This window comes from Kitasatospora sp. MAP12-44, assembly GCF_029892095.1.
Lineage (GTDB): Bacteria > Actinomycetota > Actinomycetes > Streptomycetales > Streptomycetaceae > Kitasatospora.
On the sequence record NZ_JARZAE010000004.1, the window covers coordinates 1,212,306 to 1,232,590 of the forward strand.

The following is a 20,285-nucleotide window of genomic DNA, read 5'->3' on the forward strand; positions in this document are numbered from 1 at the left end:
TGGACGCGAGCAACTGAGGACAAGCCCTCGGCCTATTAGTACCGGTCAGCTCCACCCATTACTGGGCTTCCACATCCGGCCTATCAACCCAGTCGTCTACTGGGAGCCTTACCCTCTCAAGGAGGTGGGAATACTCATCTCGAAGCAGGCTTCCCGCTTAGATGCTTTCAGCGGTTATCCCTCCCGAACGTAGCCAACCAGCCATGCCCTTGGCAGGACAACTGGCACACCAGAGGTTCGTCCGTCCCGGTCCTCTCGTACTAGGGACAGCCCTTCTCAATATTCCTACGCGCACAGCGGATAGGGACCGAACTGTCTCACGACGTTCTAAACCCAGCTCGCGTACCGCTTTAATGGGCGAACAGCCCAACCCTTGGGACCTACTCCAGCCCCAGGATGCGACGAGCCGACATCGAGGTGCCAAACCATCCCGTCGATATGGACTCTTGGGGAAGATCAGCCTGTTATCCCCGGGGTACCTTTTATCCGTTGAGCGACGGCGCTTCCACAAGCCACCGCCGGATCACTAGTCCCTGCTTTCGCACCTGCTCGACCCGTCGGTCTCACAGTCAAGCTCCCTTGTGCACTTACACTCAACACCTGATTGCCAACCAGGCTGAGGGAACCTTTGGGCGCCTCCGTTACTCTTTAGGAGGCAACCGCCCCAGTTAAACTACCCACCAGACACTGTCCCTGATCCGGATCACGGACCCAGGTTAGACATCCAGCACGACCAGAGTGGTATTTCAACGTCGACTCCACGACAACTGGCGTTGCCGCTTCAAAGTCTCCCACCTATCCTACACAAGCCGAACCGAACACCAATATCAAGCTATAGTAAAGGTCCCGGGGTCTTTCCGTCCTGCTGCGCGAAACGAGCATCTTTACTCGTAATGCAATTTCACCGGGCCTATGGTTGAGACAGTCGAGAAGTCGTTACGCCATTCGTGCAGGTCGGAACTTACCCGACAAGGAATTTCGCTACCTTAGGATGGTTATAGTTACCACCGCCGTTTACTGGCGCTTAAGTTCTCAGCTTCGCCTAGTCGAAACTAGACTAACCGGTCCCCTTAACGTTCCAGCACCGGGCAGGCGTCAGTCCGTATACATCGCCTTACGGCTTCGCACGGACCTGTGTTTTTAGTAAACAGTCGCTTCTCGCTGGTCTCTGCGGCCACCCCCAGCTCAGAGTGCAAGACTCATCACCAGGAATGGCCCCCCTTCTCCCGAAGTTACGGGGGCATTTTGCCGAGTTCCTTAACCATAGTTCACCCGAACGCCTCGGTATTCTCTACCTGACCACCTGAGTCGGTTTGGGGTACGGGCCGCCATGAAACTCGCTAGAGGCTTTTCTCGACAGCATAGGATCATCCACTTCACCACAATCGGCTCGGCATCAGGTCTCAGCCTTAATGAGTGACGGATTTGCCTATCACTCGGCCTACACCCTTACCCCGGGACAACCACCGCCCGGGCTGGACTACCTTCCTGCGTCACCCCATCGCTCACCTACTACAGACTTGGGTCACCGGCTCCACCACGTCCCTTCGTCCGAAGACTCCAGGCCGGCTTCGCGGGCTTAGCATCATCTGGTTCGACGTTGGCGCTTCAAAGCGGGTACGGGAATATCAACCCGTTGTCCATCGACTACGCCTGTCGGCCTCGCCTTAGGTCCCGACTTACCCTGGGCAGATCAGCTTGACCCAGGAACCCTTGGTCAATCGGCGCAAGAGTTTCCCACTCTTGTATCGCTACTCATGCCTGCATTCTCACTCGTGAACCGTCCACAACTGGATTCCTCCGCTGCTTCACCCGGCACACGACGCTCCCCTACCCATCACAGCCCCCGTTGGAGGTATTGCTGCAATGACACGACTTCGGTGGTGTGCTTGAGCCCCGCTACATTGTCGGCGCGGAATCACTTGACCAGTGAGCTATTACGCACTCTTTCAAGGATGGCTGCTTCTAAGCCAACCTCCTGGTTGTCTGTGCGACTCCACATCCTTTCCCACTTAGCACACGCTTAGGGACCTTAGTCGGTGTTCTGGGCTGTTTCCCTCTCGACCATGGAGCTTATCCCCCACAGTCTCACTGCCACGCTCTCACTTACCGGCATTCGGAGTTTGGCTAAGGTCAGTAACCCGGTGAGGCCCATCGCCTATCCAGTGCTCTACCTCCGGCAAGAAACACGTGACGCTGCACCTAAATGCATTTCGGGGAGAACCAGCTATCACGGAGTTTGATTGGCCTTTCACCCCTAACCACAGGTCATCCCCCAGGTTTTCAACCCTGGTGGGTTCGGTCCTCCACGAAGTCTTACCTCCGCTTCAACCTGCCCATGGCTAGATCACTCCGCTTCGGGTCTTGGGCGTGCAACTCAAACGCCCTATTCGGACTCGCTTTCGCTACGGCTACCCCACACGGGTTAACCTCGCTACACACCGCAAACTCGCAGGCTCATTCTTCAAAAGGCACGCAGTCACGAGACACACAGCAAGCTGGTGTCCGACGCTCCCACGGCTTGTAGGCACACGGTTTCAGGTACTATTTCACTCCGCTCCCGCGGTACTTTTCACCATTCCCTCACGGTACTATCCGCTATCGGTCACTAGGGAATATTTAGGCTTAGCGGGTGGTCCCGCCAGATTCACACGGAATTTCTCGGGCTCCGTGCTACTTGGGAGAAGCTCAAGTGAGCCGCACAGATTTCGTCTACGGGGGTCTTACCCTCTACGCCGGACCTTTCGCATGTCCTTCGACTATCCATACGGTTTCTGACTCACCCAGCCGCCGGCAGACGACTGAAGAACTTTCCCACGACCCCGCATTGGCAACCCCTGCCGGGTATCACACCAATACGGTTTAGCCTCATCCGGTTTCGCTCGCCACTACTCCCGGAATCACGGTTGTTTTCTCTTCCTGAGGGTACTGAGATGTTTCACTTCCCCTCGTTCCCTCCACATACCCTATATATTCAGGTACGGGTGACAGCCCATGACGACTGCCGGGTTTCCCCATTCGGAAACCCCCGGATCAAAGCCTGGTTGACGGCTCCCCGGGGACTATCGTGGCCTCCCACGTCCTTCATCGGTTCCTAGTGCCAAGGCATCCACCGTGCGCCCTTAAAAACTTGGCCACAGATGCTCGCGTCCACTGTGCAGTTCTCAAACAACGACCAGACACCCACCTACACAACCCCTTGACAGGGCAGTGTCCGTGGGACCGGCACTGAAGCAACGACCATAACCGGCCGCTCCCTCAGGACCCAACAACGTGCCCGACACACCCGACCGCAACCATGCTTTCCACGCGCCGAAACGCAGTACTCGCAAAGAGCAACCGTGTGTGCCGAATAGTCAACGTTCCACCCATGAGCTGACCGTGCGAGACATTTGCTCACAATCGGCCGTGTGCTCCTTAGAAAGGAGGTGATCCAGCCGCACCTTCCGGTACGGCTACCTTGTTACGACTTCGTCCCAATCGCTGGTCCCACCTTCGACGGCTCCTCCCCTTACGGGTTAGGCCACCGGCTTCGGGTGTTACCGACTTTCGTGACGTGACGGGCGGTGTGTACAAGGCCCGGGAACGTATTCACCGCAGCATGCTGATCTGCGATTACTAGCAACTCCAACTTCATGGGGTCGAGTTGCAGACCCCAATCCGAACTGAGGCCGGCTTTTTGGGATTCGCTCCGCCTCGCGGCATCGCAGCCCTTTGTACCGACCATTGTAGCACGTGTGCAGCCCAAGACATAAGGGGCATGATGATTTGACGTCGTCCCCACCTTCCTCCGAGTTGACCCCGGCAGTCTCCTGTGAGTCCCCATCACCCCGAAAGGCATGCTGGCAACACAGAACAAGGGTTGCGCTCGTTGCGGGACTTAACCCAACATCTCACGACACGAGCTGACGACAACCATGCACCACCTGTATACCGACCACAAGGGGGCGACCATCTCTGGCCGTTTCCGGCATATGTCAAGCCTTGGTAAGGTTCTTCGCGTTGCGTCGAATTAAGCCACATGCTCCGCTGCTTGTGCGGGCCCCCGTCAATTCCTTTGAGTTTTAGCCTTGCGGCCGTACTCCCCAGGCGGGGAACTTAATGCGTTAGCTGCGGCACCGACGACGTGGAATGTCGCCAACACCTAGTTCCCACCGTTTACGGCGTGGACTACCAGGGTATCTAATCCTGTTCGCTCCCCACGCTTTCGCTCCTCAGCGTCAGTAATGGCCCAGAGATCCGCCTTCGCCACCGGTGTTCCTCCTGATATCTGCGCATTTCACCGCTACACCAGGAATTCCGATCTCCCCTACCACACTCTAGCCTGCCCGTATCGAATGCAGACCCGGGGTTAAGCCCCGGGCTTTCACATCCGACGCGACAAGCCGCCTACGAGCTCTTTACGCCCAATAATTCCGGACAACGCTCGCACCCTACGTATTACCGCGGCTGCTGGCACGTAGTTAGCCGGTGCTTCTTCTGCAGGTACCGTCACTTGCGCTTCTTCCCTGCTGAAAGAGGTTTACGACCCGAAGGCCTTCATCCCTCACGCGGCGTCGCTGCATCAGGCTTTCGCCCATTGTGCAATATTCCCCACTGCTGCCTCCCGTAGGAGTCTGGGCCGTGTCTCAGTCCCAGTGTGGCCGGTCGCCCTCTCAGGCCGGCTACCCGTCGTCGCCTTGGTAGGCCATTACCCCACCAACAAGCTGATAGGCCGCGGGATCATCCTGCACCGCCGGAGCTTTCCACCCACCCCCATGCGAGGACAGGTCATATCCGGTATTAGACCTCGTTTCCAAGGCTTGTCCCAGAGTGCAGGGCAGATTTCCCACGTGTTACTCACCCGTTCGCCACTAATCCACCCGAAGGCTTCATCGTTCGACTTGCATGTGTTAAGCACGCCGCCAGCGTTCGTCCTGAGCCAGGATCAAACTCTCCGTGAATGTATACCCGTAATCGGGTGACACCCGCGTTGAGCGGCACGACAACCACCGGAATAGGGCGGTCACGTGCACTGCGTCCTCGCTGTGTATTACTTCAAAAGGAATCTCCAACCCCGATCCGAAGATCAAGGCCGGGGATGTCAACATATCTGGCGTTGACTTTTGGCACGCTGTTGAGTTCTCAAGGAACGGACACTTCCTTCGAACTGCCTTCGCAGTATCTCCGGGCGCTTCGTTCTTCGTGTCCTCAGCGTATCAGACTTGTTTCATTCCGATTTCACTCGGACTTCACGTTGCTGACTCGCTGTATTCACCATCACCTCGCGGCGACCTGAGTAACGATAGCCCCTCTGTGGCGGTGCGCCTAATCGAGCGTGGCGGCCGTCGTGTCGGTGTGGGGGGTGGGGCCCGTGCGGGAGGGGGTCGGGGGCAATCGTCGGGCTCACTCGGATGCCGTAGAGTGCGGCGCGTCCGGCAAGAGGACTAGACCACTTGGGATCCGAAACGGTCTGACCGGCCCGGAGTCGGGTCCGTGACCGACGGCGAGGCGAGTACCGCTCGTCGGGTGCGACCGACCGGGAGCTGTGCTGCTTCTGTCCCGAGATGTCCAAAGTTGGCATGATTTAGGCTTCAGACCTCGCTGTACTCCGCACCTGGGAGGCTCCTCCATGACCACTGTGACGTCGCCGCTGACCGGCCGCGCCGTTGGGCTCGCCGCCGTGCCCGACCCCGTCTTCTCCGGCGCGATGGTGGGTCCCGGTACCGCCATCGACCCGGTGCGTGAGCCCACGTCGGCCGTCGCCCCGGTGGACGGCCTGGTCGTCTCGATGCACCCGCACGCGTTCGTCGTGATGGACGAGGACGGCCACGGGGTGCTCACCCACCTCGGCATCGACACCGTGCAGCTCAACGGCGAGGGCTTCGAGGTGCTGGTGAGCAAGGGCGACCAGGTGAAGCGCGGCCAGCCGGTGATCAAGTGGGACCCCGCCGCGGTCGAGGCCGCGGGCAAGTCGCCGATCTCGCCGATCGTCGCGCTGGAGGCGGCGGTGGATGCGCTGGGCGATGTCGCCGAGGCCGGTGACGTCGCCAGTGGCGGCACGCTGTTCACCTGGAACTGAGAACAACCCCCTCGAAGCAACGACAGGACTGAAGCATGGACAGGACGCTGCGCGGCGTAGGTGTCAGCCACGGGGTGGCGATCGGCCAGGTACGGCACATGGGCACCGCGGTGCTGGAGCCGCCGGCCACGCAGATTCCGACCGCGGACGCGCCGCGTGAGCAGGCCCGCGCCCAGCAGGCCGTGGACGCGGTGGCAGCCGATCTGATCGCGCGCGGCAATCTGGCCGGCGGCGAGGCCCAAGGGGTGCTGGAGGCGCAGGCCCTGATGGCCCAGGACCCCGAGCTGATGGCGGACGTGCGGCGCAGGATCACCGTGGGCAGCAGCGCCGAGCGCGGCGTCTACGACGCCTTTGCCGCCTACCGCGCCCTGCTGGCCTCGGCGGGCGAGTACCTGGCGGGCCGGGTGGCCGACCTGGACGACGTCCGCAACCGGATCGTCGCGCGGCTGCTCGGTGTGCCGATGCCGGGCGTGCCGGACAGCGACGAGCCGTACGTGCTCTTCGCCCGGGACCTGGCGCCGGCCGACACCGCGCTGCTGGACCCGGCGCTGGTGCTCGGCTTCGTCACCGAGGAGGGCGGGCCGACCAGCCACAGCGCCATCCTCGCGCGGGCGATGGGTGTGCCGGCCGTGGTCGCGCTGCCCGGTGCGACCAGTGTGGCCGAGGGTGTGGTGGTCGCGGTCGACGGCAGCAGCGGCGAGGTGCTGATCGAGCCGGGCGAGCAGAAGCAGGCCGAGCTGCGGCGGGCCGCCGCCGAGCGCAAGGCCGCGCTGGCCTCCTCGTCCGGTCCGGGGCAGACCTCGGACGGGCACCGGGTGCCGCTGCTGGCCAACGTCGGCGGGCCCGGCGACGTGCCGGCCGCGCTGGCTGCGGGGGCGGAGGGCGTCGGGCTGTTCCGGACCGAGTTCCTCTTCCTGGACGACTCGGCCAAGGCACCGGGCGAGGAGCAGCAGGTCCAGGCGTACCGGAAGGTGCTGGAGGCGTTCCCCGAGGGCCGGGTGGTGGTCCGGGCACTGGATGCCGGGGCGGACAAACCGCTGGACTTCCTGACGCCGGCCGACGAGCCGAACCCGGCGCTGGGCGTGCGCGGGCTGCGCACGCTGCTTGAGCACCCCGAGGTGCTGGACACCCAGCTGCGGGCGCTGGCCAGGGCGGCCGAGGGCCTGCCCGTCCACTTGGAGGTGATGGCGCCGATGGTGGCCGACCGGGTGGACGCCCGGGCGTTCGCGGACGCCTGCCGCAAGGCGGGGCTGCAGGCGAAGTTCGGGGCGATGGTGGAGATCCCGTCGGCCGCGCTGCGGGCGCGCTCGATCCTGCAGGAGGTCGAGTTCCTGTCGTTGGGGACCAACGACCTTGCGCAGTACACCTTTGCGGCGGACCGCCAGGTCGGCTCGCTGGCGCGGCTGCAGGACCCGTGGCAGCCGGCGCTGCTCGACCTGATCGCGGCTGCCGCCGACGCGGCGCAGGCGACCGGGCGCAGCTGCGGTGTCTGCGGCGAGGCGGCCGCCGATCCGCTGCTGGCCTGTGTGCTGACCGGTCTTGGCGTGACCAGCCTGTCGATGGGCGCGGCGTCGATTCCGTACGTGCGGGCGTCGCTGGCGAAGTACACGCTGGCGCAGTGCCGGCGGGCGGCCGAGGCGGCCCGTGCCACGGACGGCGCGGACGAGGCGCGCGCCGCGGCGCAGCACGTGCTGTCCGGGGAGTAGGGGGAAGGGGCGAGGAGGGCGTTCCCCGGGTGGGGGACGCCCTCCTTGGTGTCAGCTGCGGCGGTCGCGGCCCAGCTGCTCGAAGAAGCGCAGGTGGTCGAGGTTGTCGACGGAGCCGGGGTTGACGGCCTGGTCGAGCGGAGTGCCGGAGAGCAGGCGCTTGACCGGGACCTCGATGCGCTTGCCGGTGAGGGTGTGCGGGAGGCCGGTGACGGCGATGACCTCGTCGGGGACGTGGCGCGGCGAGAGCTCGGTGCGCAGCGCGGTGTGGATCCGGGCGCGCAGCTCGTCGTCGAGGGTGGCGCCGGGGGCGAGGACGACGAAGAGCGGCATCCAGTAGGCGCCCTCGGCCTCCTCCAGGCCGATCACCAGGGACTCGGTGATCTCGGGGAGGCGCTCGACCACCTCGTAGATGTCGGAGGAGCCCATCCGGACGCCCTGGCGGTTGAGGGTGGAGTCGGAGCGGCCGTGGATGATCACCGTGCCGCGCGAGGTGGCGGTGATCCAGTCGCCGTGGCGCCAGGTGCCGGGGAACATCTCGAAGTAGCTGTCGTGGTAGCGGACGCCGTCGGGGTCGTTCCAGAAGCCGGTGGGCATCGAGGGGAGCGGCTTGGTGACCACCAGCTCGCCGACCTCGTCGGTGTGCGGCTTGCCCTGGACGTCCCAGGACTCGACGGCCGCGCCGAGGCAGGGGGCCTGGATCTCGCCGAGGTACACCGGGAGGGTGGGGACGCCGCCGACGAAGCAGCTGCAGACGTCCGTGCCGCCGCTGACCGAGGCGAGCCAGACGTCCGGCTTGACCTCGTCGTAGATCCAGCGGAAGCCGTCGGGCGGCAGCGGGGAGCCGGTGGTGCCCAGGCAGCGGACGGCGCTGAGGTCGAGGTCGCGGCCCGGGTGCAGCTCGGCCTTGCGGCTGGCGATCACGTACGCGGCCGAGGTGCCGAGCACGGTGGCGCGGCTGCGGGCGGCGACCTGCCAGAGCGCGCCGGTGTCGGGGTGGCCCGGGCTGCCGTCGTAGGTGACCACGGTGGCGCCGACCAGCAGGCCGGCGACCAGGAAGTTCCACATCATCCAGCCGGTGGAGGTGTACCAGAGGAAGCGGTCCTCGGGGCCCAGGTCCAGGTGCAGGCCGGTCTGCTTGAGATGCTCGACGAGAATTCCGCCCTGGCTCTGCACGATGGCCTTGGGCAGGCCGGTGGTGCCGGAGGAGTAGAGCACCCAGAGCGGGTGCTCGAACGGGAGTTGCTCGAAGACCGGCTCGGCGTCGCCGGCGGTGAGGTCGTCCCAGTGCAGGGCGCCCTCGGGGGCCGGCGAGCCGAGCAGCGGGACGTGCACGACGGCGCGCAGGGTGGGCAGTTCGCGGCGCAGCTCGGCGACCACGTCGGTGCGGTCGTGGGCCTTGCCGCCGTAGCGGTAGCCGTCGACGGCGAACAGGACGGCGGGCTCGATCTGCTGGAAGCGGTCCAGCACGCTGCGGGCGCCGAAGTCGGGGGCGCAGGAGGTCCAGATCGCGCCGACGGCCGCGGTGGCGAGCAGCGCGGTGATGGCCTGCGGGATGTTGGGGAGGTAGGCGGCGACCCGGTCGCCGGGGCCGATGCCCAGGGCGCGCAGCTGGGCGGTGAGCGCGCCGACCTGGCGGCGCAGCTCGGCCCAACTCAGCGCGATCGGCTCGTCGGTGGTCTCGTCGAGGTGCAGGATCGCGGGGCGGTCGGCGTGCGCCGGGTCCTCGGCGAAGCGCAGCGCGTGCTCGGCGTAGTTGAGGCGGGCGCCGGGGAACCAGCGGGCGCCGGGCATCGCCGGGTCGGCGAGGACGGCCTGCGGCGGGGTGGAGAAGCGCACGTCGAACCAGTCGGTGACGGCGGTCCAGAAGCGGTCGAGGTCCTCGGTGGACCAGCTGTGCAGGGCGGCGTAGCGCTCGGCGGCGGTGGCGTCGTCGGCCACCGGGGCCAGCGGGGCGGCCGGCGCGCCGTGGTGTTCGGCGGCCCAGGCCTGGAACGCGACCAGCCGGGTGCCGGCGGCCGCGGCGGGGTCGGGGCGCCAGAGCGGCTCGCCGGGCGCCGGGGCGTCCGGGTGGTTCTGGTCCTGGGGTGGGGTGCTCACGGTGGTGGTCTCCCGGCCGAGGTGAGGGCGGGGTGGGCGCTGGTGGCGCGGCCCGTCCATTGCGTACTGACGGTGCAAGACCCTGCCATGTGATCGTCGGGTGCGCCAGGGGGGTACGGGCGTCAGGCCAGGTGGGCGTAGTCCCCGTCGAACCAGGATTTGGTGACCCGGGTGTGGAAGGGGAAGGCCAGCTCGACGGGGGTGTCGATGAGCTGCCAGCCCTCGGTCTCGTCGGTGGGCTTCGACGGCGGCAGGTCGGCGCGGTCCTGGGCGGGCAGCAGGGCGAAGAGGCAGAGGAAGCCGCCGGCGTTGTCCGAGTCGGTGGCCACCAGCGCGACCTGGTCCGCGCGGGCGTGGATGCCGGTCTCCTCGCGCAGTTCGCGGACGGCGGCCTGCTGCCAGCTCTCGCCGTAGTCGACATAGCCGCCGGGCAGGGCGAGCAGGCCGTAGCCGGGCTCGATGGTGCGGCGGATCACCACCAGGCTCTGGCCGCCGTCGGGGCGGTTGACCGGGAGCAGGGCGACGGTCACCGGCAGCGGGTTGCGGTAGCTGATCTCACCGCAGCCGGGGCAGGTGCGCGGCCAGGCCGTCGTCCCGGCCGGGTAGGCGGTGCCGCACCAGTGGCAGTGCGCACCAGGGGATTTGGCGACCTGGGCCTCGTGAGTGCTCATGGGGTGGATGGTAGCCGTCAGGTCCGAGTGGATGGCTGGGTCGAGTCGGGGCGCAGCAGGGCGGGGTGCAGGAGTCGGGCCGCGCCGGCGCGGTAGGTGCGGGCGCGCGGGCCGCCGCGGCTGCCGCCGCGTTCGGTGGTGGCGCCGGTGCTCTCGACGAAGCCGGGGACGGAGAGCACCTTGCGGTGGAAGTTGCCGGGGTGCAGCTTGTCGTCCCAGACGGCCTCGTAGACCGCGCGCAGCTCCGGGATGGTGAAGTCCGGTGGCAGGAAGGCGGTGGCGAGCGGGGTGTACTCGAGCTTGGCGCGGGCCCGGTCGAGGGCGTCGGCGAGGATCCGGGCGTGGTCGAAGGCCAGCTCGACGGGCGGCGCGGCGGCCTCATGGGAGGGGACGGGGTGCCAGGCGGCCGCGGCGGCGTCGCTGCCGGCCTGCGGGTCGGGCAGGTCGGGGGCGAAGGCGAGGTAGGCGACCGAGACCACGTGCATCCGCGGGTCGCGCCCGGGTGCGCCGTAGGTGCCGAGCTGTTCGAGGTGCACTCGGCCGAGGGCGGCGTCCTCGGCGGCCAGGCCGGTCTCCTCGGCCAGCTCGCGGGCGGCGGCGGTCGGCAGGTCCTCCTGCCCGGCGCGCAGGAAGCCGCCGGGCAGTGCCCAGCGGCCCTGGTACGGCGGGGCGCCGCGCTCCACCAGCAGGACGTGCAGGGCTCCCTGACGGAGTGTCAGGGCGACCACGTCGACCGTCACGGCGACCGGGGTGAAGGCGCGCGGGTCGTAGGCGGCGAGGAAGGCGCTCTCGTCGGGAGCGTCGAGGGTGGGCTCGTGGTCGGTGGGCTCGTGATCGGACATGGCGCCCCTTGCTCAGGTTGTTCTCGTCCCGAGGGCAACCTAGCAGGACCTAGAGTTTCGGGAGGGGGAGCTGGGAGGCGGTGGTGTGGTGATGCCGGTGTCGGAGAGCGGGTTCGCGCGGGCCCTGCTGGGCGGGCCGCTGGTGCTGGACGGCGGGTTGTCGAACCAGCTGGCCGCGGCCGGGTACGACCTGGCGGACGAGCTGTGGTCGGCGCGGCTGTTGGCGGACGCCCCGCAGGCGCTGGTGGCGGCCCATCGGGCGTACTACGCGGCGGGCGCCGAGGTGGTGATCACGGGCAGCTACCAGGCGAGCTTCGAGGGGTTCGCGCGGCGCGGCGTCGACCGGGCCGGGGCGGCGCGGCTGCTGGCGTCCAGCGTGCGACTGGCGCGCGAGGCGGCCGGGGAGCGTGCGACGGGGCGCGCGCGCTGGGTGGCGGCGTCGGTCGGTCCGTACGGGGCGGTGCTGGCGGACGGGTCGGAGTACCGCGGCCGCTACGGGCTCACGGTGGCCGCCCTGGAGCGGTTCCACCGGCCGCGGATCGAGGTGCTGGCCGCCGCCGGGCCGGATGTGCTGGCGCTGGAGACCGTGCCGGACCTGGTGGAGGCCGAGGCGCTGGTGCGCTGCGTGCGCGGTCTCGGGGTGCCGGCCTGGCTGTCGTACAGCATCGCGGGCACCCGGACCAGGGCCGGCCAGCCGCTGGCGGAGGCGTTCGCGGTGGCGGCCGAGGCGGCGGAGGTGGTGGCCGTCGGAGTGAACTGCTGCGCCCCTGAGGACGTCGGGCCGGCGGTGCGGATCGCGGCGCGGGTCACCGGGAAGCCGGTGGTGGCCTACCCGAACAGCGGTGAGGGCTGGGATCCGCAGGCGCGCGCCTGGTTCGGCGCGCCGACCGCGCCGGCCGGCGCGGCCCGCGGGTGGGTGGCGGACGGGGCGCGGCTGGTGGGCGGGTGCTGCCGGGTGGGGCCCGATCAGATCGCCGCGCTGGCGGCGGAGATCGGCGTGGACAGTACCCGAGCAGGGTGAAAGAAGCCGGGAAACGGCAGGCGACGTGCGTGCGCGGGGGTCGGCCTGGCAGACTCGGGTCGATGCCCTCGCAGTCGACATCATCACTACCTGTGCGACATTGTCGACCGCCCGTCAGTGGAGGTCCCCATGCCCGGCCCGATCCAGTCGCTCTCCCGAGCCGCCGCGATCATGCGCCTGCTGGCCGGCGGCGAGCGGCGGCTGGGCCTGTCCGAGGTGGCCACCTCGCTCGACCTCGCCAAGGGCACCGCGCACGGCATCCTGCGCACGCTCCAGATGGAGGGCTTCGTCGAGCAGGACCCGGAGAGCGGCAAGTACCAGCTCGGCGCCGAGCTGCTGCGGCTGGGCCAGAGCTACCTGGACGTCCACGAGCTGCGCGCCCGCGCCCTGGTCTGGGCCGACGACCTGGCCCGGGCCAGCGGTGAGACCGTCTACCTCGGCGTGCTGCACCAGCGCGGCGTGCTGATCGTGCACCACGTCTTCCGCCCCGACGACACCCGCCAGGTGCTGGAGGTCGGCAGCATGCACCCGCTGCACAGCACCGCGCTGGGCAAGGTGCTGCTGGCCTACGACCCGGTGGCCCGCGGCGAGTTGGGCGAGGGCCCGCTGGAGGCGTACACCCCGCGCACGCTGACCGATCTGGGTGACATCGATGCCGAGTGCGCGCTGATCCGCGAGCGCGGCTGGGCGGACGCGATCGAGGAGACCTGGGAGGGTGTGGCCTCGATCGGCGCGCTGATCCAGGACCGCCGGCGCAACCCGGTCGGCGCGGTCTGCATCAGCGGTGCGGTCGAGCGGGTCTGCGAGGACGGCTTCGTCCGCCCGCAGCTGGTGGCCTCGGTGCGCAGCGCCGCGCGGGCGATCTCCCGCGACCTGGGCGCCGGGCGGTTCTGAGACCCTGCGAAGCACTGTGGACGGCCGGGCGGCACTGCTGCCCGGCCGTCCGTGTTTTGCCCGCTATCAGGCTGGTTTGGGCAGGTAATTCCCACTCGTCGGCATCCTCCGCCGAGAGGGCCTGGTCACAGGGCGGTCACCGGCCTTGACGTGGGGGCCCATACCAGGGAAAGCTTCCGCATAGCGGTCGACAATGTCGAACGGTGGCCGCGGAGACCTCACCCCACGGAAGGTCCTCCGCCCGCCGGTCGCCACCCCCAACCGCAGGGACCCCTCCCAGGGACGGGACGCCCGCCCCGCCACGGTTCTCCCCCACCGTGGCGATCCCCCACCCGCCTGCCACGGGCTCGACCCACAAGGCATCGGCCATACGGACAAAGGAGTCTTTGTGTCCGCCTTCTCGAACGGCGACATCTTCGTCGGCGAAACGCTCGGCACCGCCGCGCTGATACTCCTCGGCGGGGGCGTCTGCGCCGCCGTCACGCTCAAGAAGTCCAAGGCCCAGAACGCCGGCTGGCTGGCGATCACCTTCGGCTGGGGCTTCGCGGTCATGATCGCCGCCTACATGGTCGCGACGAAGTCGGGTGCCCACCTCAACCCGGCCGTCACGCTGGCCCTCGCCGTCAAGAGCGGCGACTGGAGCCAGGTCCCGCTCTACCTCGGCTCCCAGCTGCTCGGCGCGATGATCGGCGCCGTCCTCGTCTGGGTGGTCTACCTCGGCCAGTTCCAGGCCAACGAGGAGCCCACGCTCGGCATCTTCTCGACCGGTCCCGAGATCCGGAACCCGATCCAGAACCTGCTCACCGAGGTCATCGCCACCATGGTGCTCTGCATGGCGATCCTCACCCAGGGTCTGAGCAAGGGTGTCGGCCTGTCCGGCATCGGCGTGCTGATCACCGCCTTCACCGTGGTCGGCATCGGTCTCTCGCTCGGCGGCCCCACCGGCTACGCCATCAACCCGGTCCGCGACCTCGGCCCGCGCATCGTGCACTCGCTGCTGCCGATCCCGAACAAGGGCGGCTCCGACTGGAAGTACGCCTGGATCCCGGTGGCCGGCCCGGTCATCGGCGGCCTGCTCTCCGGCCTGCTGTACAAGCTCTGCTTCTGACCGGTCGCTCGACCGATCGGCGCCCGGGCGGGGTTTGCGCCTCACCCGGGCGCGGGGACTGAGACTGCGTCAGCCGCACCGTCCCCTCTCCCCCTCAACTTCCCTCACACGAGCCGAGGACATCATGACCACGGGCAACACCGAGCTCACCGGCAACTACATCGCCGCGATCGACCAGGGCACCACGTCCAGCCGCTGCATCATCTTCGGTGCCGACGGCCGGATCGTGGCCGTCGACCAGCAGGAGCACAGCCAGATCTTCCCGCAGCCGGGCTGGGTGGAGCACGACGCCGCGGAGATCTGGACCCGGGTGCAGTCGGTGGTCCGCGGCGCGCTGGAGAAGGCCGGCCTGACCAAGGACGACATCCGCGCGATCGGTATCACCAACCAGCGCGAGACCACCGTGCTGTGGGACAAGAACACCGGCGAGCCGGTCCACAACGCGCTGGTGTGGCAGGACACCCGCACCGAGGGCCTCTGCCGCGAGCTCGGCCGCAACGTGGGCCAGGACCGCTTCCGCCGCGAGACCGGCCTCCCGCTGGCCAGCTACTTCGCCGGCCCCAAGATCCGCTGGCTGCTGGACAACGTCGAGGGCCTGCGTGAGCGCGCCGCGGCCGGCGACATCCTGTTCGGCACCATGGACACCTGGGTGATCTGGAACCTCACCGGCGGCGTCGACGGCGGCAAGCACGTCACCGACGTCACCAACGCCTCGCGCACCATGCTGATGAACCTGAACACGCTGGCGTGGGACGAGAAGATCGCCGACTCGATGGGCGTGCCGCTCAACGTGCTGCCGGAGATCCGCTCCTCCGCCGAGGTCTACGGCCACGCGGTGGGCGACCTGGCGGGCGTCCCGGTCGCCTCGGCGCTCGGCGACCAGCAGGCCGCGCTGTTCGGCCAGACCTGCTTCGACAAGGGCGAGGCCAAGAGCACGTACGGCACCGGCACCTTCCTGCTGCTCAACACCGGCGAGACGGTGGTCCACTCCTACAACGGGCTGCTGACCACGGTCGGCTACCGGATCGGCGACCAGAAGCCGGTCTACGCCCTGGAGGGCTCGATCGCCGTCACCGGCTCGCTGGTGCAGTGGCTGCGCGACCAGCTCGGCATCATCTCCACCGCGGCCGAGATCGAGACGCTGGCCAACACCGTCGAGGACAACGGCGGCGCCTACTTCGTGCCGGCCTTCTCCGGCCTGTTCGCCCCGTACTGGCGCTCCGACGCCCGCGGCGTGATCGCCGGCCTGACCCGCTACGTGACCAAGGGCCACCTGGCCCGCGCCGTGCTGGAGGCCACCGCCTGGCAGACCCGCGAGGTCATGGACGCCATGGAGAAGGACTCCGGCGTCGAGCTGAAGGCACTCAAGGTCGACGGCGGCATGACCTCCAACAACCTGCTGATGCAGAACATCGCCGACGTCCTGAACGCCCCGGTCGAGCGCCCGTACGTGGCCGAGACCACCGCGCTCGGCGCCGCCTACGCGGCCGGCCTCGCGGTCGGCTTCTGGCCCGACCTGGACACCCTGCGGGCCAACTGGCACCGCGCCGCCGAGTGGACGCCCCGGATGGACGACGCCACCCGCGAGCGCGAGTACAAGAAGTGGCTCAAGGCCGTCGAGCGGACCATGGGCTGGGTCGAGGAGGACGACGAGAGCTGAGACGTCCGCCGGCCGGGGCGCTCCGACGCCCCGGCCGGCGTGTTCCCCGGCCTCTGAGGAGGCCGTACCGCACATCGAGAGGAGAAACGGCGCCCGCCCGCACCGAGCGCCGTAAACACACACCATGGCAACCATCCCGACCCTGGGCGCCGAGCGCACCCCCGGCCGCACCGCTTCCCGCGCCGAGACCCGTGAGCTGCTGGGCAAGGCCACCTACGACCTGCTGGTGATCGGGGGCGGCATCCTCGGCACAGCGGTCGCCTGGACCGCCTCGCAGGCCGGCCTCAAGGTCGCCATGGTGGACGCGGGCGACTTCGCGGGCGCCACCTCCAGCGCCTCCTCCAAGCTGGTCCACGGCGGCCTGCGCTACCTGCAGACCGGCGCGGTCAAGCTGGTGGCCGAGAACCACAAGGAGCGCCGGGCGCTGGCCACCGACGTGGCCCCGCACCTGGTCAACCCGCTGACCTTCTTCGTGCCGGTCTACAAGGGCGGCCCGCACAGCGCCCCCAAGCTCGGCGCCGGCGTCTTCCTCTACTCCGCGCTCTCCGCCTTCCGCGACGGCATGGGCCGGGTCTCCACCGCCGCGCACGCCGCCCAGCAGGTGCCGGCGCTGCGCACCGAGGGCCTGCGCTCGGTCGCGGTCTACGGCGACCACCAGATGAACGACTCGCGGATGGCCGTGATGACGGTGCGCGCCGCCGTCGACGCGGGCGCCGTGGTGCTCAACCACGCCGAGGTCACCGGCCTGCGCTTCACCGGCACCCGGGTGACCGGCGCCGAGCTGAAGGACCGGCTGGACGGCAGCGAGTTCGGCGTCAACGCGCGGCTGGTGCTGAACGCCACCGGCCCGTGGGTCGACCACCTGCGGGCGATGGAGGACAAGGGCGCCGCGCCCAGCATCCGGCTGTCCAAGGGTGCACACGTGGTCGTCAAGCGCCGCACGCCGTGGCGCGCCGCGCTGACCATCCCGATCGACAAGTACCGCGTCTCGTTCGCCATCCCGTGGGAGGACCACGTCCTGCTCGGGACCACGGACGAGGAGTACACCGGCGACCCGAAGGACGTCCGGGCCACCGACGCCGACATCGACCAGATCATGGACGAGGCCGGCCACGCGATCAAGGACGAGCACCTCGACCGCGACCTGATCACCTACTCCTTCGCCGGCCTGCGGGTGCTGCCCGGCGGCCCCGGCGACACCGCCGCCGCCAAGCGCGAGACCGTGGTGACCGAGGGCCGCGGCGGCATGCTGTCGGTGGCCGGCGGCAAGTGGACCACCTACCGGCACATCGGGCGCACCGTGCTGGAGAAGCTCGCGCATGTGCGCGGCACCGGGCTCTCCGAGGACATGTCGCCGATCCCGGCCACCGTCCCGCTGCCCGGCATCGGCGCGCCGAACGCCGTCGCGCACCGGCTGCTGATCGACCGCGAGCCCGGCTCGCGGATGGAGCCGCTGGTGGCCAGGCACCTGGCCAGCCACTACGGCACGCTCTCCTTCGAGATCGCCAAGATGATCGCCGACGACCCCGCGCTCGGTGAGCCGATTCACCCGGACGGCCCGGACGTCTGGGCGCAGGTCGCGTTCGCGGCCGACAGCGAGTGGGCCTACACCACCGACGACGTGCTGCGCCGGCGCACCACGATGACGGTGCGCGGGTTCGACACCCCGCAGATCGAGCAGCAGGTGGCGGACTTCCTGGCCAAGCGCGCCGGGCGCACGCAGGGCTGAGGCTGACGGCACGTCAAGGGCGGGCGTCCCGGGGGGATGCCCGCCCTTGACGTGTGCCAGGGCATTGGGGCAGGGCCTAAGGGCAGGGCCTAGGCTCGGGGCAGGATTCCCCTTCTTGAGGAGGCTCATCAGCATGCCCAGGCCACCCCTTCCGCACGAGTTCCTGCGCCCGGTCCCCTCGTTCACCCTGCACAGCGACGACGTGCCGGACGGCGGGACGCTGTCCCAGGCGCAGGTGCTGGCGGGCGGCGACCTCTCTCCGCAGCTGCGCTGGGAGGGCTTCCCGGCGGAGACCAGGAGCTTCGCCGTCACCTGCTTCGACCCGGACGCCCCGACCGGTTGCGGCTGGTGGCACTGGGTGCTCTTCGACCTGCCCGCGGACGTCACCGCATTGCCGGCCGGCGTCGGCAGCGGCGACTTCCCCGGACTGCCGGCCGGGGCGATCCACGCGCGCAACGACTACGGCAGCAAGAACTTCGGCGGTGCCGCCCCGCCGGCCGGGCACGGCCCGCACCGCTATGCGTTCACCGTGCACGCGCTGAGCGTGGACAAGCTGGGCCTGGACGCGGATACCTCGCCGGCCGCGGTCAGCGGCACGCTGGGTTTCCTGGCGGTGGGCCGGGCGAGCATCATCGCGACGTACGAGAACGAGTAACCGGCCTGCCGGCGGGGCGAGGTGAGGCCTCGTCCCGCCGGTCCTCGTCCTCTCGGCCCTCGTCCTGTCGGCCCGGTCTTCGCGAGGTGTTCAGTCGGCTGCCGCCGGTGGTACACGGGCCGCGCCCATCATGGCGCGTGCACCGATCCGCCCCAGCAGCTCTCGGGAGACCTCGTGACTCGACGTTCCGTTCGACGTGCCGCCGTTCTCGGCATCGCCGTGGCCCTGGCCGGCGCCACCACCGCGCAGGCGACCGCCGCCACGGCGGGCGCCGGCCACCGGGCGCCCGCCAAGCACGTGCTGCTGATCTCCGTCGACGGGCTGCACCAGTCGGACCTGGCCTGGTACACCTCGCTGCACCCGCACTCGGCGCTGGCCCAACTGGTCGGCGGCGGCGTGGAGTACACCGATGCCAAGACCACGACGCCGTCCGACTCCTTCCCCGGCATGGTCGCCCAGGCGACCGGCGGCGGCCCCGGCACCACCGGCGTCTACTACGACGACACGTACAACGCCGCGCTGCTCCCGGCCGGCACCACCCACTGCGCGGGCGTCAAGCCGGGCGTGGAGGTGGACCTCACCGAGGACCTGGACAAGAACAAGGCCTCCATCGACGCGGGCCAGGGCCTGGCGAACCTGCCGGGCAGCATCCTGTCGATGACCGGCGACCCGGCCTCGCTGATCAACCCGAGCACCCTGCCGGTCGACCCGCACACCTGCAAGCCCGTGTACCCGCACTCGTATCTACAGGTCAACACCATCTTCGAGGTGGCCCGCTCGGCCGGCCTGCGGACCGCGTGGTCCGACAAGCACGCCGCGTACGACATCCTCAACGGCCCGTCCGGCGACGGCATCCAGGATCTCTTCACCCCCGAGATCAACAGCGACGCGCTCGGCTACCCGGCGGGCAACGACTGGACCACCGACAACAAGGCCACCGAGCAGTACGACGGCTACAAGGTGCAGGCCGTGCTCAACGAGATCGACGGCTACGACCACAGCCGCAGCCAGCGGGTCGGCACCCCCGCGATCTTCGGTCTCAACTTCCAGTCGGTCTCCACCGCGCAGAAGCTGCCCAGCTCCGAGGGGCTGCCGGGTGGCTACACCGCCAAGGACGTCCCCAGCCCGCTGCTGGCCAAGAACCTCGACTTCGTCAACATGGAGATCGGCGCGCTGACCGCCGAGCTGCACAAGGACCACCTGGCCTCGGACACCACGATCATCCTCTCCGCCAAGCACGGCCAGTCGCCCACCGACCCCGCCGCGCTCACCCGGGTCAATGACGGTCCGCTGCTGGACGGCCTGAACGCCGCGTGGAAGAAGCTGCACCCGACTGCGGGCGACCTGGTGGCGCACTCGGTGGACGACGACGGCGTGCTGCTGTGGCTGAACGACCGCTCCGCGGCGGCCACCTCCTTCGCCCAGAACTACCTGCTGGCGCAGAGCGGCACCGGGACGGACGTCAACGGCGCACCCAAGGCCTTCACCCACGGCGGGCTGAGCAAGGTCTACGCCGGGGAGGCCGCAGCCGACTACTTCGGCGTGAAGCCCGGTGACGCGCGGGTGCCTGACGTCTTCGGGATCGCCCAGTACGGCGTCGTCTACACCGGTGGCACCGGCAAGGTCGCCGAGCACGGTGGCGCGCACGCGGACGACCTGGACGTGCCGCTGGTCGTCTCGGGCGCGGGGACGCCCGGTGGCGTGCGGGACTCCGCACAGGTGCAGACCAAGCAGATCGCGCCGACCATCCTGCGCCTGCTGGGCCTGGACCCGCGGGCCCTGCAGGCCGTCCGTAAAGAGAACACTCAGACGCTGCCGGTACGCTGATTCGACCCCCG

The 20,285-nt window shown here is 68.6% G+C and carries 12 protein-coding genes and 2 rRNA genes; 9 read left to right on the forward strand and 5 right to left on the reverse strand.

Going from position 1 to position 20,285, the window contains the following annotated elements:
• Window positions 1-15 precede the first annotated feature (15 nt).
• Together P3T34_RS06130 and P3T34_RS06135 are read right to left on the reverse strand one after the other, a co-directional pair.
• Window positions 16-3,136: ribosomal RNA gene (locus P3T34_RS06130) — 23S ribosomal RNA — on the reverse strand.
• Window positions 3,137-3,421: 285 nt separating this feature from the next.
• Window positions 3,422-4,943 (reverse strand): 16S ribosomal RNA (locus tag P3T34_RS06135).
• Together the 16S and 23S rRNA genes form the textbook arrangement of a ribosomal RNA operon.
• A 668-nt stretch (window positions 4,944-5,611) precedes the next feature.
• Between P3T34_RS06135 and P3T34_RS06140 the strand changes: the two genes are divergently transcribed.
• On the forward strand, window positions 5,612-6,061 hold the full coding sequence (locus P3T34_RS06140; protein WP_280664962.1) for a PTS glucose transporter subunit IIA: 450 nt from the start codon (window positions 5,612-5,614) through the stop codon (window positions 6,059-6,061).
• 35 nt (window positions 6,062-6,096) lie between these two features.
• Window positions 6,097-7,767, forward strand: a complete 1,671-nt coding sequence (gene ptsP, locus P3T34_RS06145; protein WP_280664963.1) for a phosphoenolpyruvate--protein phosphotransferase — start codon at window positions 6,097-6,099, stop codon at window positions 7,765-7,767.
• Window positions 7,768-7,818: 51 nt separating this feature from the next.
• Here ptsP and P3T34_RS06150 read toward each other — a convergent pair whose 3' ends face one another.
• The 3 genes from P3T34_RS06150 to P3T34_RS06160 all read right to left on the reverse strand — a co-directional run bounded on the left by P3T34_RS06150 (window position 7,819) and on the right by P3T34_RS06160 (window position 11,380).
• Complete coding sequence (locus P3T34_RS06150; protein ID WP_280664964.1) at window positions 7,819-9,867, reverse strand: acetoacetate--CoA ligase; 2,049 nt, start codon at window positions 9,865-9,867, stop codon at window positions 7,819-7,821.
• Window positions 9,868-9,989: 122 nt separating this feature from the next.
• The gene (locus tag P3T34_RS06155; protein ID WP_280664965.1) at window positions 9,990-10,538 is read right to left on the reverse strand and encodes an NUDIX domain-containing protein; all 549 of its coding nucleotides are present in this window, start codon (window positions 10,536-10,538) and stop codon (window positions 9,990-9,992) included.
• 17 nt (window positions 10,539-10,555) lie between these two features.
• Window positions 10,556-11,380, reverse strand: a complete 825-nt coding sequence (locus P3T34_RS06160; RefSeq protein ID WP_280664966.1) for an NUDIX domain-containing protein — start codon at window positions 11,378-11,380, stop codon at window positions 10,556-10,558.
• A gap of 91 nt (window positions 11,381-11,471) precedes the next feature.
• Here P3T34_RS06160 and mmuM point away from each other — a divergent pair, with 91 nt between their 5' ends.
• The 7 genes from mmuM (at window position 11,472) to P3T34_RS06195 (ending at window position 20,274) form a co-directional block, all read left to right on the forward strand.
• Window positions 11,472-12,401, forward strand: coding sequence for a homocysteine S-methyltransferase (gene mmuM, locus P3T34_RS06165; RefSeq protein WP_280671854.1), 930 nt, complete (start codon window positions 11,472-11,474; stop codon window positions 12,399-12,401).
• Window positions 12,402-12,530: 129 nt separating this feature from the next.
• Window positions 12,531-13,295 (forward strand): IclR family transcriptional regulator, encoded by a 765-nt coding sequence (locus P3T34_RS06170; protein WP_280664967.1) that lies wholly within the window; start codon window positions 12,531-12,533, stop codon window positions 13,293-13,295.
• Between the two features lie 388 nt (window positions 13,296-13,683).
• Window positions 13,684-14,403, forward strand: a complete 720-nt coding sequence (locus P3T34_RS06175) for an MIP/aquaporin family protein (protein WP_280664968.1) — start codon at window positions 13,684-13,686, stop codon at window positions 14,401-14,403.
• Window positions 14,404-14,527: 124 nt separating this feature from the next.
• On the forward strand, window positions 14,528-16,063 hold the full coding sequence (glpK, locus tag P3T34_RS06180; RefSeq protein ID WP_280664969.1) for a glycerol kinase GlpK: 1,536 nt from the start codon (window positions 14,528-14,530) through the stop codon (window positions 16,061-16,063).
• Window positions 16,064-16,187: 124 nt separating this feature from the next.
• Entirely contained in the window at window positions 16,188-17,792 is a 1,605-nt protein-coding gene (locus P3T34_RS06185; RefSeq protein ID WP_280664970.1) for a glycerol-3-phosphate dehydrogenase/oxidase, read from the forward strand.
• 133 nt (window positions 17,793-17,925) lie between these two features.
• The gene (locus P3T34_RS06190; protein ID WP_280664971.1) at window positions 17,926-18,447 is read left to right on the forward strand and encodes a YbhB/YbcL family Raf kinase inhibitor-like protein; all 522 of its coding nucleotides are present in this window, start codon (window positions 17,926-17,928) and stop codon (window positions 18,445-18,447) included.
• Between the two features lie 174 nt (window positions 18,448-18,621).
• Window positions 18,622-20,274, forward strand: a complete 1,653-nt coding sequence (locus tag P3T34_RS06195; RefSeq protein ID WP_280664972.1) for an alkaline phosphatase family protein — start codon at window positions 18,622-18,624, stop codon at window positions 20,272-20,274.
• The last annotated feature ends 11 nt before the right edge of the window (window positions 20,275-20,285 follow it).